The organism is Massilia sp. PAMC28688 (assembly GCF_019443445.1).
Lineage (GTDB): Bacteria > Pseudomonadota > Gammaproteobacteria > Burkholderiales > Burkholderiaceae_D > Telluria_A.
Window position 1 is genome coordinate 2,928,009 of the sequence record NZ_CP080378.1, and the last position, 15,814, is coordinate 2,943,822.

The window sequence follows — 15,814 nt, forward strand, 5'->3', positions numbered from 1 at the left end:
TTTGGGAATATTGAGACTCGAAATTACCGTCACTGTGGTTTTGATGGTGTTACCATTTTCATTCCAATCATCATTCCGTAGGTAAAGTGACATGTTGAAGGTTCTGGCGTGCTTTTTCGCCATGGTCAGCGGGCTTGCGCATGCCGGCAGCGAGGAACTGCGTATGATCGCGCCGCGCAACCAGTCCATGCCGCTGGCCCAGTTTGAGGGCGGGCACATCAGCGGCGGCATCCTGAAGGACCTGGGCGAAGCGCTGGCCGCGCGCCTGGGCCGGCACGCCGTGTTCACCACTGTCGATGGCATGCGCATTCCTGCTGCCCTCACGGCCGGCGAGGCGGACGGCATTTGCTACGTGCGCCCGATCTGGATCGATGGCGACTATCACTGGAGCCAGCCGCTCATTCCCGATGCCGAACTGGTTGCAGCCCGGCCCGGCGCGCCCGTCCTGCGTTCCCTGCTCGATCTGCGCGACCGCCCGGTGGCCACCGTGGCGGGCTACCGCTATCCGCGCCTGGAGCAGGTGCTGGGACTGCGTTTCCAGCGCCTCGATTCGACCACCATGGAAGAGAACCTCCAGCTGGTCTTGGCGGGCAAGGCGCGCTATACGGTGGTGGGAAAGAGCACACTGGCGTGGCATCAGAAGCGCAATCCCCAGTTGCGTCTGCGCGCCGACCTGGTGTTTGCCTCGTTCTCGGCCCAGTGTGCATTTTCGCGCCGCAGCCGTGTGCCGCCGGCGGAGATTGATCGTGCCATCAGTTCCCTCGTGCAGGACGGCAGCGTGACCAACATCCTGGCGAGGTATCGCTGATGGCTCACCCGGCCGTGGCATACGCACGGCGCCATACGCTGGTGGCCACCATCACCGTGGTTACCGTGGTGGTGATGGTGTATGCCGCCATGGCCCCGATTCCCGCATCCAGCCGCGAGCATGTGCTGGACATCACGCGCGGCGCCATGGCCCGGCGCGCGGCCGGAGACATGACCGGCGCCCTGCCGCAGATGGTGCCCCTGACATTGGGCGTGCGCGACGTTCTGCACATCCGCAACAACGACTTGGTTGCGCATTTCTTTGGCGCGCTGTCGCTGGCTCCCGGCGAAGCCATCAAGGTGCCGTTTGACGAAGCGGGCACGCAGGAATTCGCATCAAGTGCGCATTTCCATGGCAAGGCCACGGTGCAGGTCGACGCCTGGCCCGACCCCGGCATGGCGCGCCTGCGCTGGCGCCTGCGCGAGTGGAACGACGCCATTCGCCGCTATTGAAGAGCGCTTTACAATCGTGCAAAGCGGTTGTGGCGTTTCTGTCATGATGGCGCCATGTCCGCTCTCACCTTTCCCTTGTTCCCGCTCGGCACAGTGCTGTTTCCGGACGGCGTGCTGCCGCTGCAGATTTTCGAGGTCCGCTACCTCGACATGATCAGCCGCTGCATTGCCGACGGCACGCCCTTTGGCGTGGTGCTGCTGACCGAAGGCGGGGAAGTGCGCACGCCGGAAGGGCAGGAGCGCTTTGTCCAGGGTGGCACGCTGGCGGCAGTGCAGGAAACCACTGCCTCGGCGCCCGGTCTGTTGCAGGTGCTGTGCCGCGGCGCATCGCGCTTTCGCATCCTGTCGAGCGAGCGGCGTCCCAATGGCTTGTGGATGGCCACCACCGAGCTGATGGAAGACGACCGCACCATTGCCGTGCCGTCCGAGCTGCAGGGCGCAGCCGATGCGCTCGACCGCGTGCTCGCGCAGCTGCACGATGTACCGCAGGAACGCTGGCCGGTGCTGCCGCCATTCAAGCTCGATGACTGCGGCTGGGTGGCGAATCGCTGGTGCGACCTGCTTCCCTTGCCCAATTCCGAAAAGCAGAGCCTGCTCATGCTCGACAATCCCGTGATCCGGCTCGAACTCATGCACGACCTGCTGGAAGAACACGGCTACATCACGTCATGAAAAACGGCGGAGTGTTGTCTCCGCCGTTCTTTGTCAACTGCCTTGACACTTAATTGGCGTTGCCGGAAGCGCGGCCATTGCCGCTGGCCGAGCCGCTGACGGTGATCGATTTTTCTACCTGTACCGTGCCTGCCGTGTTGCCAGCCTGGCGTGCGCCGCTGACCACGGCGCGCCGCGTGCCCTGCGCCGTGGCACGGGTATTGGCCGCGGTGGCGCGCGCCAAGCGGCGGGTGCTGTCGGCCTGGGCGCGCACCCCGTCGGCCACCGGCTGGCCGGCTTCACGCAGCTGTTGCACGGAGCCGCCAACTGCCTGGCGAGCCTGGGCAGCGCCATTCGTGTCCACGCTGCCTGATGCCGAACCTGACCCTGCGCCGTTCAGTGCCGCGTTGGCGCCGCCCTGCAGGCTGCCGCCGGCGTCGCCGCCGGCAGAACCGGAAGCCGAACCAGATACCGAACCGGCGCCGGAAGCCGCGCCTGCAGCCGACGTGGCGGCCGAACCTGCCGACGCTGCAGCCGATCCCGCGCCGTTGAGTGCACCGTCGAGTGCGCCGTTGAGCGCGCCGGTAATGCGGCCTGCGCCGTCAGCGCCTGCCGACCCGACGCTGCTCAGTGCGCCGGCGAAATTGCCTGACCCGTTGCCTGACCCGTTGCCTGACCCGCTGCCTTCCGCACTGACGGCCCCGGACGCTGCGCCCGGCACGATGTTGACTGCGCGGCCGGCCGCCACGCCACCGAGCAGGCTGCCGCCGGCGCTGCGTTCGGCATTGCCGCCGCGCTGCAGGTCGAGCGATTTATTCACGTTCAGGCTGCCGTTGCCGCTGGCGCTGCCTTCAAGCTGGCGGCGCGCCTGCATAGCCGTGTCGCTGATCCGGCTGCCGCGCAACTCGCCGCCCAGCGCGCCGCGGCCGCTGATCGAACCCATGGCGCCGGCCTGGCCGCCGCCCATTGCACCGCCCATGCTGCCGGCGCCGCCGATGGCGCCGCCCAGCGAGCCGCCAATGGCGCGGCCGACGCCGCCGCCGAGCAGTTGTGCCTGGCTCGTTGCGGCCATGCCGAGAGCGCAGATGAGGGCGATGTGTTTGACGATTGCTTTGGTGTTCATGCTGTTCTCCTGTTTGCTCGTGCAGACAATCTGCATCCGATACAAGGAAAACGCGCGGGCCCGGCTGTTTATTCCCTCACCCCTGAAAAAATTCAGAATTTTTTCAGCGCAGCGTGGCCGGATCGATCCGGAACGCTTGTCCCACCACCCCGAGGCCGCTTTCATTGCTGGCGCTGGTGCCGTCCTCGCGCAGTGCCTGCCTGGCCAGTGCTGCCACGGCGGCGGCTGCCTGCGTGCGGTCCGGCTGGCTCAGGCCATCTGCCAGCAGGCCCGCCACGATCGGCGCGGCAAAGGAGGTGCCGCGCACCTGCCGGTAGGGCGGTGCACCGGGCGCGGCGCTCACCATATGGTTGCCGGGCGCGGCAAACATGACTTGCGGCCCGCGGCCGGCTTCCGGCAGCACGCGGCCACGCTTGTCCACTGCGCTCACGCCCACCACGCCCGGATAGCTGGCCGGATACAGCGGCGGCGCAGCGGGACCATCGTTGCCAACGGCCGCCACGAGCAGGTGGCCACGCCTGACCATCGTCCCCACCACGCGCTCGAGCGTCTGGTTGGACGGACCGACGATGGACAAATTGATGACCGGGACTTTTTCCCTGGCCATCCATGCCAGCGCAGCGGCAATACGGTCGGCCGAGCCGCCGGTGGCGCTGTTGCAGTAAATGTCGGCCGCGTACAGGCGCGCCTGTGGCGCCACCCCGCGAAACTGGCGCGAGCGGCCCACCAGCAGGGCGGCAACGGCCGTGCCGTGGAAGTGGGGATGGTGGACCTCGCCGCAGCCCCAGCGGGTAATGGCTGTCGCACTGAACACGTCGTGACCGGCATCGACCCCGCTGTCGACCAGGCCCACGCGGGCGGCGCCGGCTGTGCCGTCCACCCCCGTGGCGGCTCCGGCGGGCGCCGCAGCGCCCGCAGCACCACTGCCTATATAGACATGATTGAAGTCATAAGTTCCCTCCGGGTCCAGCTTGCGTAATTGATCAAGCAGCAATGCGGTATCGCGCATCTCTGGCACCTTGAGCACCATGACTACCTCGTCCAGACCTTCGAGACGGTTCTCGCGCAGCACCGTCAAGCCCGCCGCAGCGGCCGCGGCCAGGCCGGCCGGGCTCGGTGACCAGGCCAGGATTTCGCGCCGCACCACGGGCTCGCCGCGCGGATCGGCTTCAAGCAGGTCGCGGTGGGTGCGCAGCAATCGCCGGGCCTGCGTCAGGCGCAGCGCGCGGACATCCGGCAGCTCGCGCACCCGGTCCAGGCGCGCTACCGGATCGCGCAGCAGTTCGCCGCCCAGGCGGCCCAGCGGGCTCGGGAAAGGCAGGCTCACCGAGGGCAGTCCCAGCTGCGCGTGCGCAGCCGTGCTGCCGAGGGCGAGAGTGAGCGCTAACACTGCTTGCCGGCGCAGCGCCGCACGGAAGGGGTGGTATGTCTTCATTGGTCGGATGATAGTATAGAGATTGGGATCTTGAATAATTAAACGAGCGGGGGCGGGAATAAAATCCCTCCGTCCAGCGTTTACCTCTTATCCATGACATTGAACGCCGCCATCCATTCTGACATTGCCGCATTGCTGCCCAGATTGCGCCGCTTTGCCCGTTCCATCACCTACAACCGGGAAGATGGGGACGACCTGGTGCAGCTGGCCGTGGAGCGCGCGCTCACCCGCACCGAGCAGTGGCAAGCGGGTACGCGGCTCGACAGCTGGATCTTTCGCATCATGAAAAACGCGTGGATTGATGAAATGCGCAGCCGCACCCGGCGCGACCAGGTGTTTGCTCCGGAAGAGCTGGGGGAACATGTGGGCGACGACGCGGCCGAGGCCCACCAGCAGCGCATGGCGGTGCAAAAAGCCATCAGCATGCTGTCGGAAGACCACCGCATCGTCATCGGCCTGGTGTTGGTGGACGGCATGCCGTACAAAGAGGCGGCCGAGGTGCTGGAAATACCCATGGGGACCCTGACAAGCCGCCTGGCGCGGGCGCGTGAAGCGCTGCAGGGATTGTTGTCTGACCAAGCGAGGACAGTAGCATGAGCTATTCCGATGAAACATTGATGGCCTTTGCCGACGGCGAGCTCGACGAGGCAACGCGGCGCGAGGTGGAGCAGGCCATGCGCCAGGATCCCGCGTTGGCGGCGAAGGTGCGCCAGCACCAGGCCCTGCGCGCCAATGTGTTCGGCGCCTATGCCGGCACGCTGGACGAAGAAGTGCCGCAGCGCCTGCAGGCGGCAGCCCGCAGCAGCAAGGTGGTCCACCTGAACAATGTGCGTCCGCTGCGCAACGCGCCCCCGCCCGCGGCGCCGCCTGCGGACAAGCGCAGCTGGTCGTGGCCGGAATGGGGCGCACTGGCCGCCACCCTCGTCATGGGCGTGATTGCGGGCGGCCTGGGCACGCAGGAACTGGGCGGGGCGCAGCAGTTCGCCAGTTTCGATGCCAAGGCCGGTGCACTCACGGCTGAAGGCCGGCTCGACGAAGCCCTGTCGCAGCAGCTGGCCAGTGCCGGCACCGAGGCCGATTTCGTGCGCCTTGGCGTGAGTTTCGTTTCGAAAGAGGGGAGCTATTGCCGCAGCTTCACACTGCCGCAGACGGCCGGCCTGGCTTGCCGCAGCGGCAACCAGTGGCGCATTCCCGTCATGGCCACCACCGTCGTCGCCGGCGCTGGCGCCTACCGGCAAGCCAGCGCCATGCCCTCGGCCGTGCTGGACGCCATTGACGAACGCATTTCCGGCAAGGCGCTCGACGCCAATGCCGAGAAAGTGGCGCAGATGCAGGGCTGGAAGCGCTAAGGGGTCAGGCCAGCGCCTGGGCGCGGCTCAGGGGTTCAAGCCTGGTGGGCCGCCACGGTCAGGTCGGCCGGGTCGGCCAGCAATGCGCGGTTGCGTCCGCTCTTCTTGGCCTTGTACAGGGCGCGGTCGGCGCGGTCGATCAGCGTGCTTGAACTGGCCGCTTCATCCGGCACCACGGTGGCCACGCCAATGCTGATGGTTACCACGCCATGCGGTGACTTGGCGTGTGGCAAGGCCAGCTTTGCCAGTTCCGCGCAAATCTCACGCGCCGCTTCCATTGCCTCGGTCGCATCGGTGGCAGGCGAGAGCAGGGCAAATTCCTCGCCGCCATAACGCGCCACCACATCGCTGGTGCGGCGCCCGTGGGTGGCGATCAGTTCGGCCACCTGGCGCAGGCAGCGGTCGCCCGCCTGGTGGCCGTAGTGGTCGTTATAGGCCTTGAAGTGATCAACGTCCAGCATCGCCAGCGCCAGCGTGTAGCCATTGCGCGAGCCGCGCCGCCATTCACTGTCGAGCGCGGCATCAAAGCCGCGGCGATTGCTGATGCCGGTCAGGCCATCGGTGCTTGACAGGGCCGCCAGCTGGGCGTTGCTGTCTTCCAGTTCATGGGTGCGGGCGGCAACCATGGCTTCGAGCTGGATCTGGCGCCGCGTCAGATGCTGCACGCGGGCACGGTAGGCGGTGGTGAGCAAGCCAAAGGCGAGCAGGGCCATCAGCGTGCGGAACCACCAGGTGTGGTACCACGGCGGCAGGATCACGATGGACAGGCTGGTGGGCGTGTCGTTCCACACGCCCTGGTGGTTGGCAGCCTTGACGGAAAACACGTATTCACCGGGGTTCAGGTTGGTGTAGGTGGCGCTGCGGCGGGTGGCGTCGGTGTGCACCCAGTCGCGGTCAAAGCCCTGCAGGCGGTAAGCGTAGGAATTGCGGCCCGGATCGCTGTAATGGAGCGCGGCAAATTCGATGGTAAATACGGATTCCTGGACCGACAGCGTGAGGGCCGAAGGCGTGTTGACGCCGCCCTCGAGCTTGATGCCGGGACCATACTTGCCGCTCTTGAGCGACTGATTGAAGACCGCGATGTCCGTGATCGCCACTTCCGGTTTGACCGAAACGCTGCGCACCAGTTCCGGCGATACACCGGTCATGCCCTTGACGCCGCCAAAATACAGTTTGCCATTGTCGGCCGCATACGCCGCCCCCACGGCAAAGCCTTCCGACAGGCCATCGGCCGTGGTGTAGCGGCTGACCTTGCCGCTGGCGGGATCGAGACGCAGCAGGCCGCTGGCCGTGCTCATCCAGATGTGGCCCGCCTGGTCGGCGCCAATGGCCAGAATCTTGACGGCGCCGACGCTATCCTTGCCATCGAAGCTGCGAAAGCTGATGCTGCCGTCCGCGCCCGTGATGACCTGGTTCAAGCCCTTGGCCGTGCCCACCCACAGGCGGCCCTTCGGGTCCTGGTACAGGGCACCCACATTGTCGTCGGCCAGGGAGCCGGCCTTGCCAGCTTCATGGCGCAGGTGGCGGAACTTGCCGGTCTTGGGATCGAGCAGGTCGAGGCCGCCGCCGCTCCATTCCGACCCCATCCACACGCGCCCGCTGCTGTCTTCCAGGATCACCGTGCTGCTGTTGACGCTGCGGCTGTCGGGGTTGTTGGGATCATGCGCGTAGTTGGTCCAGGTGCCGGCAGCGGTGTCGTAGCGGATCACCTGGTTGCCCGTGCCCAGCCACAGGATGCCGCCGGCACCAGGCGCGATGGTATTGATGAAATCGGCCCCGGCGTCGCCGAAGCTGACCGTCTTGAACGGCTGGTCCGGATGGTCAAGCCGGTTCAGGCCCGCCGAGGTGCCGACCCACAGCGGGCCTTGCGGCTGCTGGTACAGGCTGTAGACGATATCGTTGGACAGCACACCGGTTCGCCCGGGCGCGGCGCGATAGCTGCGCAGCACTTCGCCCGTGGCCGGGTCAAACAGTGACAGGCCAGAATTGCCGGACAGCCAAAGGCGGCCGCCCGGTGCCCCTTCAATGGATCGCAGGGAATTATCTGGTCGCAGGTTGTGCGCTTCCACGTCGAAGGGAATATAGCGCTCGAAGCCCTGGCTGTTGAGATTGACGAGGCTGATGCCGTCGGTGAAGGAGCCGATCCACAGCATGCCGCTGCGGTCGTGCATGACGGCGCGGATATAGTCCGACGGCAGGGAATTGGAATCGTTGGCGCGGTGGACATAATGCACGGCCTTGGCGGCGCCCTGGTCCCAGCGCAGCAAGCCCGACGCCAGGGTGGCGGCCCAGACCGTGCCGTTGCGGTCGCCATATAGATAGTTGATGCGGGTGGCGGGCGAGGCAATGCGCTTGCGCGTGCTCCAGTCGGTGCCGGCATTCCACGTGACGACGCCGTTTTCGGTGCCGATCCACAGCGTGCGGTCGCGGCCGTAGTGCAGGGAACGGACGATGTTCAGTTTGGCGTCAGGCGCGGCGTCGCTGTCGACACGGTGATGGACGAAACCCTTGGCGCCGGCCGGCAGGTAGTCCAGGCCGCCGGGCCAGGTGGCGGCGTAGATACCGCCCTTCTCGTCCATGGCAATCGAATTGAGGTCATTGCTGGCCAGGCTGGCCGGATTCTTCGGATCGTGGCGATACAGGGTGAATGCGCCGCTGGCTGGTGAAAAGTGCTGCAGCCCGCCCCAGGTGGCCAGCCACATGCCATCCTTGCCATCGCTGATGATGGCCTTGACGATGCGCTGGGTGGATGGCCCGGGCGGCGGCAGGAAGCGGGTGAAGTCGTTGGTCTGGGGGTTGTAGCGCGCCAGGCCGTTTTGCGTGCCGACCCAGATGGTGCCGGTCTTGTCCTCGAACACGGTGGAGACGCGGTCGTGCGGCAGGCTGTTGGCATCGCGCGTATTGCTGGTGTACTTGACGGCGTGGTAACCGTTGTAGCGGTACAGGCCGCCGCTATGGGTGCCGATCCAGATGAAGCCCCGGCGATCCTGCATCAGCGCCAGGATCGACAGTTCATCCGAATCGATGGCACCGAGCCGCTTGAAGCGCAGGGGCGAAGTCGGGGTTGCCATGGCCGACACCGCAAACACTAGCAGGCAGAGCAGGGCGCACAGGCGGCGCAGGGTGGCGGTCATGGCGGAAGTCATCGGCGGGAGCAGTCGGTAGGCAGATTCGGGCAGGATTGGGGCCGTCGAGCCGGGCTGGCGTGCCGCGGCGATATAAGCAGGCGTGAGCTTAACATTTCCGCATGTAAATTGAACAGTTATAAAGACAGCAGACGTCGCGAAAGCCCGACATTGCCCGGCTTTCGGCAGCAAGAATGTGCATTGATCAACATTTTGCTGGACCTTTTCTGGTGGTATCGATAAAGTTCGGCAACGTCGGTAGCGGGCATCGCTGACGGACATTGCCACCTATATAAGGCCCATGATTCTTGATGCGTATCCGATTGCGTCACCAGCGCAGACACTACTGCGACAGCGTGCTGTTCCAGCTGTCGCTGCACGCCACGACCTTGCTCGCAGGCGCGCTGTCGGTGGCGCTGGCGCTGCTGTGGGGGTCGTGGCTGCCGCTGTTAACCTTTGCGGCGCTGGGTTTGGCAGTGGAAGCCTTTTGCTGGGTGGACCTCATGCATGGTTGGCCCGTGACAAGCGATACCGAGCCTGAGTTTGCGGGTGATAAACCGTCCGCGCCGTCGTCGAACCATTAAACGGGCTTACGCTGTGGACGGCCATCCTGCCGGACGCAGTGATGCTGCACCGTGCGGACGCGCGTGAATGTCGTGGCGCCCGATCCTTCTCTCTGGAAACACCATGAAAAAATATCTCTTCATCTTCATCGTCATCGCGGCCATGAGCGGCGTCACGGCCTACGCCGTGGAGCCAAAAACGGACTTCAAACGATGCTTCAAACTTTGCATGAAAGAACTGGACGACAAGGACAAGTGCCAGTTCATTTGTGACGACAACGTCAAGCCGTGACCGAACCAGGCACGACCGACGTGATTGTGAGAATTCCGTGGAGAGAGAGTTGATGGATTTTTGGCTGGATTGATAGCAAATGTGGGAATAACTGTCCGACATTGGGGGCCTTGCTGTCAGTGTGCGCTGCGCATTGGCAGGAAGGACTGTCACAGATGGTGATGGCCTTTTTGTAGTGATAAAGACGGGCATATGGTGCCTATTCAAAAATTTTCCTTAGCTGGTCATGGACAGCCATAGAGGATGATAAGTGATCGACAAATTAGAAATTGAACGTTGGATCGGCGTGGCGATTTTGATCGGCTGCGTTGCAGGGTTAGTGCTGATGGGGAATAGAGGCGAAGGCGTGCGTACGCCCAGTGCGGCCTTTGGGTTGACGGATGAGGAAGTGCAGAGCGTTACAGCCGCTGCAGAGAAAAATGATTTGCCATCAATTCGCAGATTGATCGACTTTTACGAGCGCTATGATTTCAACCGTACTGAGGCCGCGAGATGGGCGCAGCGGGCTCGTTCACTCGGCGATTCGGGCGAGTTAAGATTGCATGCCGATAAGCTGTTTTCCTTGGCGACACGAACATCAGGCATGCATGAGCGAAAGCGACTGTTGGCGGAGGCGCTGGAACACGTAGAGCGCGCGGCGCGCCAAGGGGAGAATAAGGATCTAAATGATGCGCTTTCAAAAAAAATTAAAGCCGAAATGGAGAGGTCTTTCCTGGCGGAGACCGAATGAGGCGCTGATTTCTTAGCCCGACACCAATTTCGTGGCAACTGCGATCCGCAGGGCGGGGTCAGTGCCGCCAAACCGACACTGGCTGAACATTAGGTAGCCAAAGGCAGTGAGGTCGGCTTAGGAGCGCGCAGAGCCAGGGAGCGTTCAAGACTCAGTCTGCCGGGCGGAACCACCTTTCCATATACAGTTGCCCGCTTTTAGGGTATCGTTTACGGCACTATTACTGCATCTACGTCCCTGCGTCCCTTTTGGTGGCGCTTACGTGACATCTTTTCGAGCTGGCCGCAGGCAGTGTTGCTGTGTCGGCTTTCCATCTTGGGCGTAGATCTTATCGAATAATCGCCCGGAAAACTTATGCAAGAAACACCGATTACCATCGAAGCCGACAGCGCGCCCACCGTGCGCTTTGCCGACTTTGGCCTCGCCGACCCAATCCTGCGCGCGCTGACCGAACAGGGTTACGTACATCCCACCCCCATCCAGGCTGCCGCCATTCCCGTGGTGCTGCAGGGTGGTGACGTCATGGGCGCGGCTCAGACTGGCACGGGCAAAACGGCATCGTTCTCGCTCCCCATTATCCAGCTGCTCATGGCGCACGCCAATCCCAGCATGTCGCCGGCCCGTCACCCGGTACGCGCGCTGGTGCTCACCCCCACGCGCGAGCTGGCGGTGCAGGTAGCAGAAAACGTCAAGGCCTACGCCAAACACACCCCGCTGCGCTCCACCGTCGTGTTCGGCGGCATGGACATGAAGCAGCAGACCGTCATCCTCAAGGGCGGCGTGGAAATCGTGATCGCTACTCCCGGCCGCCTGCTGGATCACGTGGAGCAAAAGAACGTGTCGCTCGGCCAGGTGCAGATGCTGGTCATGGACGAGGCAGACCGCATGCTCGACATGGGCTTCCTGCCGGACTTGCAACGCATCATCAACATGCTGCCCAAACAGCGCCAGAATCTGATGTTCTCGGCCACTTTCTCGCCGGAAATCAAGAAACTGGCCAACAGCTTCCTGAACAATCCTGTCGTGATTGAGGTGGCGCGCAGCAATGCGACCGCCGACAAGGTCACCCAGGTCGTCTACAAGGTCTCCGAAGAAAACAAGCGCGACGTGGTCGAGCATCTGATTCGCGGCCGCGACCTCAAGCAGGTGCTGGTCTTTTCCAATACCAAGATTGGCGCCTCACGCCTGTCGCGCCAGCTGGAGCAGGGCGGCATCAAGGCCACCGCCATTCACGGCGACAAGACGCAACAGGAGCGCATGGCAGCACTCGATGCGTTCAAAAAAGGCGAGACCGATGTGCTGGTCGCAACCGACGTTGCAGCGCGTGGCCTTGATATTTCCGACCTGCCATGCGTGATCAATTTCGACCTGCCGTACAACGCTGAGGATTACGTGCACCGCATTGGCCGTACCGGCCGCGCGGGTGCCTCCGGTGATGCCATCTCGGTCTATTCGGACAAGGACGAACGCCTGCTGGCAGACATTGAAAAGCTGATCAAGCAGACCATCAAGCGTGGCGAACTGGCTGGGTTCGTGCCGCCGGCAGCGTCACGGCCGCCGCGCGACAGCGATCGTCCTGCCATGCGCAGCCGTCGCGATGAAGCGCCGGCGCGTGGCGCCGACCGTGGCGAGCGTGCCGAACGCTCAGCGCGCCCGAGCGGCCCGCCGGTGCGCCGTGAAAAGGTCGATCCATGGTTCCTCAAACCGTACGAGCCAAGCGCCAGCGCCACGCCAGTCGCGGCCGAGCCAAAGGCCAACGCCTCGATCAAGCCGGGCAAGCAAAAGCTCGCTGCCCTGTTGGGCGGTATTCCAAAGCAGTAAAGGCTGCGCACCGCCGGGCGCGGCGTGCAGGCGCCCCGGCCGGCAAATCATCCCATTGAAGAACATGGTGCGCGCCGCGAGAGCGCGCCGTCCGGCGCTAGGCTGATGCCTGGGCTGGCGCTGCTTCCTGCGCCGCCGGGGCGCAATGCGGGCATGATTCCCCGTACACGTACAGTGGCGAAAGCTGCTCGCGTGGCGTGACCACGGCGCGGCAGGCGAAGCACTGGGTGGTGGTCACCGCTTCCAGCTTGGGATTGAGCGCGGTGCGATAGTCGAACACGAAGCAGTCACCCGTGTAATGTTCGCCGCCCACATCCTCAAAGTACTTCAGGATGCCGCCTTCGAGCTGGTACACATTTTCGTAGCCGATGTTCTGCATGTGGATGGCCGCCTTTTCGCAGCGGATGCCACCGGTGCAGAAGGTGACCACGGTCTTGTCGGCCAGTTCATCCTTGTGCGCGGCAATCACTTCCGGAAATTCCGTGAACTTCTCGATGCGGTAATCGATCGTGTTGTTGAAGGTGCCAACGTCCACTTCAAACGCATTGCGCGTGTCCACCATCACCACCGGCTTGCCGTTGTCGTCATGTCCCTGATCCAGCCAGCGCTTGAGCGTCGTTGGTGCCACAGCCGGCGCGCGGCCCAGCTCGGGCTTGATCAGCGGCATGCGCATGGTGATGATTTCTTTTTTCAGCTTCACCAGCATGCGCTTGTGCGACTGCTCTTCCGAATAGCTTTCCTTCACTTCAATGTCGGCAAACCGCGCGTCGCTGCGCAGCCATGCCAGGAACTGGTCGATCTTTTCGCGCGGCCCGGACAGGAACAGGTTGATGCCTTCGGGCGTGAGCAGAATGGTGCCCTTCAGGCCAAGTTCCTTGCACAGTTCCTGGTAAAGCGGGCGCATTTCTTCGGTATTGTCGAAGGTGACAAACTTGTAGGCGGCGATATTGACGTGTTGCGTAGCGGAAGACATGGCGGTTCTGGGCATTCGTAAGCGGATTTAGCAGCCGGTATTATAAAGCAGCGCGCCACCCGAAGCCACCTTCCAGCCCCTTTCTGTGTTTACTCTAAGCACTTGTTTTGATAAGGTTTTTACATTTTTTAAGCGCCGCCACCATCAAATTAGCGTTGCGCACAAAGAACATTATTGGCAAAGCCAATCATTGCGCTATGATGGAAGCGCACAAATACGGATTTGTTGAGTTTTGATTGCAAGGCGCCCATGCATATTCCAAAAGCCATCATCCGGCTTGCCAAAGACCGCGCCCTGACGAGTTTTTCGGCCCTGGCCGAACAGACCGTAGTGGAGGCTGACAATATCGCCACCCGCGCAATGGGCAACGCCATCGGCAGCGAACTGCAGGACATGACGGCAGTGCGCGCCTTTCTGCGCGGCGAAGGCCGTACCCTGCGCACGCGCATGATGCGCCATTTCGCCAGCCTGCTTGACCGTGCCATGATCACCATGCACGCGCACAAACCATCGGCCAACAAGGAAATCGACTACAACAACCTGACCCTGATCGATGATGACGTCGTGGTGCGCCAGATTGAAATCGAGCGCATGGTGGGGCGCCTGCGCGAGGCCGAAATGGTCGCGCTGGGACGCGTGAACCTGACCATCGCCACCCTGCACAACGACCGCGAGGCACGCGAACGGGAGAACCCGTTCCGTCCCTACGTGCTCGCGCGCGCACTGTACGAAGCACTGCGGGAGCTGATGTGGGATGAAGCCCAATCCAAGCATCTGTACGATACGCTGGGCCAGGCCATGGCCATCCGCCTGCCGGGATTTTACGCGAGCATTGTCGAAGAATTTGAATCCGGCGGCGTCACCGCACGCCTGACGGCCCGCCCGTCTGCCATGTCGCGCGCCGAACAAGATCGCCTGGCGTGGCAGCGCGCCGCGCAGCACCTGGCCGGTTCAATCGATCCATCGCGCCTGGCGGGCGGCACGCCCGATCAGGTCCTCGCTGCCCGCATGCTGCCCAAGCTGCAGCGGCTGCAGGAAATGCAGCTTGGCGGCGGTGGCATCGGCACGCGCACGCAGGACCTGCTCGACGTGGTGTGGGAGGTTTTCCATAAGCCGAAAGGTGCGCGCGTACCCAGGCCGCCGCGCACGCCCGGGGTGCGCGATGACCTCGACACCACGCTGTTTGAACTGCAGCAGGAGATCGCCGCCGGCCAGGAGCCACCTGCGCCATTGGCCCTGCGTGACCTGCTGGCAGGCCAGCAGCTGTCCGCCGAGCAGACGCGCGTGCTCGACATCATGGCCCTGCTGTTTGAATCGATTGTCCATGACGAGCAACTGCCAGCGCCGATGCAGGTCCAGTTCCGCCGTCTGTACGTGCCGGTAGTGCGCGCTGCGCTGACGGACCCCGAGCTGTTACACCTGGCCGGCCATCCCGTGCGCCGCCTGATCGACCGCCTGGGATCGGTGGGCGCGGCCATCGGCCCGGCGCACGCGGTCTATGCCACGCTCATGACTGAAGTAGTCTCGATCATCGGCTCCCTGCTCGACCTGTTCGATGACGACATGGGCATTTTCAGCGACACCGAACAGGCGCTTGACAGCCATGTATCGGCACTGCTGGCCGACAGTGATCCCCTGATCGCCACCTGTGTGGCGGCGGTGCGCGAAGCGGAAGCCGACAGCGCGCGCCTGGCCGGCGCCACGGCCTCGCTCAGCGCCGCGCTGCAGCCGCTGCAGATCGATCCGCGCCTGGCGGACTTCATCCTCGGCACCTGGGCGCGCGTGCTCAGTCACCCGGGCCCGGAAGCGCAGCACGCTGTGGAGATGCTGCCCGAGCTGCTGTGGAGCGCCCAGGAAAAGACCACGCCGGAAGACCGCGCAGCCATGATGAAAATGCTGCCGGTATTGGTAAGCAAGGTGCGCCAGGGGATGGCATCCATTGCGCTGCCGGAAAAGCCATCCAAGGCGGCCTTTGACCGTCTGGTGGCGGTGCACATGGACGTATTGGGCAACAAGCAGGAACGGGCGCGCAGGCTCATGTCGCTGGAACGGTTCCGCGAGCACTTTGCCGACTTTTCCATCACCGCCGCCGCCCCCGCGGCCAGCCGTGACAACTGGGTGGGCAAGTTCGAACTCGAGGCGTCGCTGCTGCGGCACAAGGTCACGCCGCTGGTGCACGACCGCGCGGCGAGCCGGCTGCCGATGGCGTCCGACGCCGACTGGCTGTCCTGGGCGCGTCCCGGCAATGGCTTTGAAATGAAGGTGGAAGGGCGCTTCCGCCCCGCGTTGCTATGCGCGGCCGGCGAGCGCGAAGGCGCGTTTGTGTTCAGCGTCGACAAGGAAATCGGCTGTGCCATTTACCTGCGCGAGCCGCTGCTCGAAGCGATGGAGCACGGCAGCCTGCGCCCGCTGGAAGCATTGCCCCTGTTTGACCGCGCGGTGGAGTCGCTGATGGCAGGCGCGGAAAGTCTTTCGGCGTCCTGACGTCCCGC

Annotated in this window: 14 protein-coding genes; 10 read left to right on the plus strand and 4 right to left on the minus strand. The window is 63.9% G+C overall.

Annotated features, from left to right (window positions below):
• Window positions 1–91: 91 nt before the first annotated feature.
• Genes KY495_RS13150 through KY495_RS13160 form a run of 3 tightly spaced genes read left to right on the plus strand, consistent with a single transcriptional unit; the run spans window position 92 to window position 1,932 of the window.
• Window positions 92–808 (plus strand): ABC transporter substrate-binding protein, encoded by a 717-nt coding sequence (locus KY495_RS13150; protein ID WP_219879872.1) that lies wholly within the window; start codon window positions 92–94, stop codon window positions 806–808.
• Window positions 808–1,260, plus strand: coding sequence for a hypothetical protein (locus KY495_RS13155; RefSeq protein ID WP_219879873.1), 453 nt, complete (start codon window positions 808–810; stop codon window positions 1,258–1,260). The genes KY495_RS13150 and KY495_RS13155 overlap by 1 nt, the downstream gene beginning before the upstream one ends.
• A gap of 54 nt (window positions 1,261–1,314) precedes the next feature.
• Entirely contained in the window at window positions 1,315–1,932 is a 618-nt protein-coding gene (locus KY495_RS13160) for an LON peptidase substrate-binding domain-containing protein (protein WP_219879874.1), read from the plus strand.
• A gap of 49 nt (window positions 1,933–1,981) precedes the next feature.
• Here KY495_RS13160 and KY495_RS13165 read toward each other — a convergent pair whose 3' ends face one another.
• Window positions 1,982–3,034 carry a hypothetical protein gene (locus KY495_RS13165; protein ID WP_219879875.1) on the minus strand — a complete coding sequence of 351 codons (1,053 nt, stop codon included), beginning with the start codon at window positions 3,032–3,034 and terminating at the stop codon, window positions 1,982–1,984.
• A 103-nt stretch (window positions 3,035–3,137) separates the two neighbouring features.
• Window positions 3,138–4,469, minus strand: coding sequence for a S8 family serine peptidase (locus KY495_RS13170; protein ID WP_229518291.1), 1,332 nt, complete (start codon window positions 4,467–4,469; stop codon window positions 3,138–3,140).
• 93 nt (window positions 4,470–4,562) lie between these two features.
• Here KY495_RS13170 and KY495_RS13175 point away from each other — a divergent pair, with 93 nt between their 5' ends.
• Together KY495_RS13175 and KY495_RS13180 are read left to right on the plus strand one after the other, a co-directional pair.
• The gene (locus tag KY495_RS13175; protein ID WP_219879876.1) at window positions 4,563–5,066 is read left to right on the plus strand and encodes an RNA polymerase sigma factor; all 504 of its coding nucleotides are present in this window, start codon (window positions 4,563–4,565) and stop codon (window positions 5,064–5,066) included.
• Window positions 5,063–5,818 (plus strand): hypothetical protein, encoded by a 756-nt coding sequence (locus tag KY495_RS13180; RefSeq protein WP_219879877.1) that lies wholly within the window; start codon window positions 5,063–5,065, stop codon window positions 5,816–5,818. Before KY495_RS13175 ends, KY495_RS13180 begins: the two co-directional genes overlap by 4 nt.
• A 35-nt stretch (window positions 5,819–5,853) precedes the next feature.
• Here the strand turns inward: KY495_RS13180 and KY495_RS13185 are convergent, their stop codons facing one another.
• Window positions 5,854–8,952, minus strand: a complete 3,099-nt coding sequence (locus KY495_RS13185) for a diguanylate cyclase (RefSeq protein ID WP_229518292.1) — start codon at window positions 8,950–8,952, stop codon at window positions 5,854–5,856.
• Window positions 8,953–9,254: 302 nt separating this feature from the next.
• On the opposite strand from KY495_RS13185, the gene KY495_RS13190 reads away from it, so the two are divergent.
• The 4 genes from KY495_RS13190 (at window position 9,255) to KY495_RS13205 (ending at window position 12,349) form a co-directional block, all read left to right on the plus strand.
• On the plus strand, window positions 9,255–9,527 hold the full coding sequence (locus KY495_RS13190) for a hypothetical protein (protein ID WP_219879879.1): 273 nt from the start codon (window positions 9,255–9,257) through the stop codon (window positions 9,525–9,527).
• Window positions 9,528–9,630: 103 nt separating this feature from the next.
• Window positions 9,631–9,798, plus strand: a complete 168-nt coding sequence (locus tag KY495_RS13195; protein ID WP_219879880.1) for a hypothetical protein — start codon at window positions 9,631–9,633, stop codon at window positions 9,796–9,798.
• A gap of 250 nt (window positions 9,799–10,048) precedes the next feature.
• On the plus strand, window positions 10,049–10,528 hold the full coding sequence (locus KY495_RS13200) for a hypothetical protein (protein ID WP_219879881.1): 480 nt from the start codon (window positions 10,049–10,051) through the stop codon (window positions 10,526–10,528).
• Between the two features lie 354 nt (window positions 10,529–10,882).
• On the plus strand, window positions 10,883–12,349 hold the full coding sequence (locus tag KY495_RS13205; protein ID WP_219879882.1) for a DEAD/DEAH box helicase: 1,467 nt from the start codon (window positions 10,883–10,885) through the stop codon (window positions 12,347–12,349).
• Window positions 12,350–12,446: 97 nt separating this feature from the next.
• On the opposite strand, the gene KY495_RS13210 is transcribed toward KY495_RS13205, so the two are convergent.
• The gene (locus KY495_RS13210; protein ID WP_219879883.1) at window positions 12,447–13,322 is read right to left on the minus strand and encodes a sulfurtransferase; all 876 of its coding nucleotides are present in this window, start codon (window positions 13,320–13,322) and stop codon (window positions 12,447–12,449) included.
• 249 nt (window positions 13,323–13,571) lie between these two features.
• On the opposite strand from KY495_RS13210, the gene KY495_RS13215 reads away from it, so the two are divergent.
• Window positions 13,572–15,806, plus strand: coding sequence for a DUF1631 family protein (locus KY495_RS13215; RefSeq protein WP_219879884.1), 2,235 nt, complete (start codon window positions 13,572–13,574; stop codon window positions 15,804–15,806).
• The last annotated feature ends 8 nt before the right edge of the window (window positions 15,807–15,814 follow it).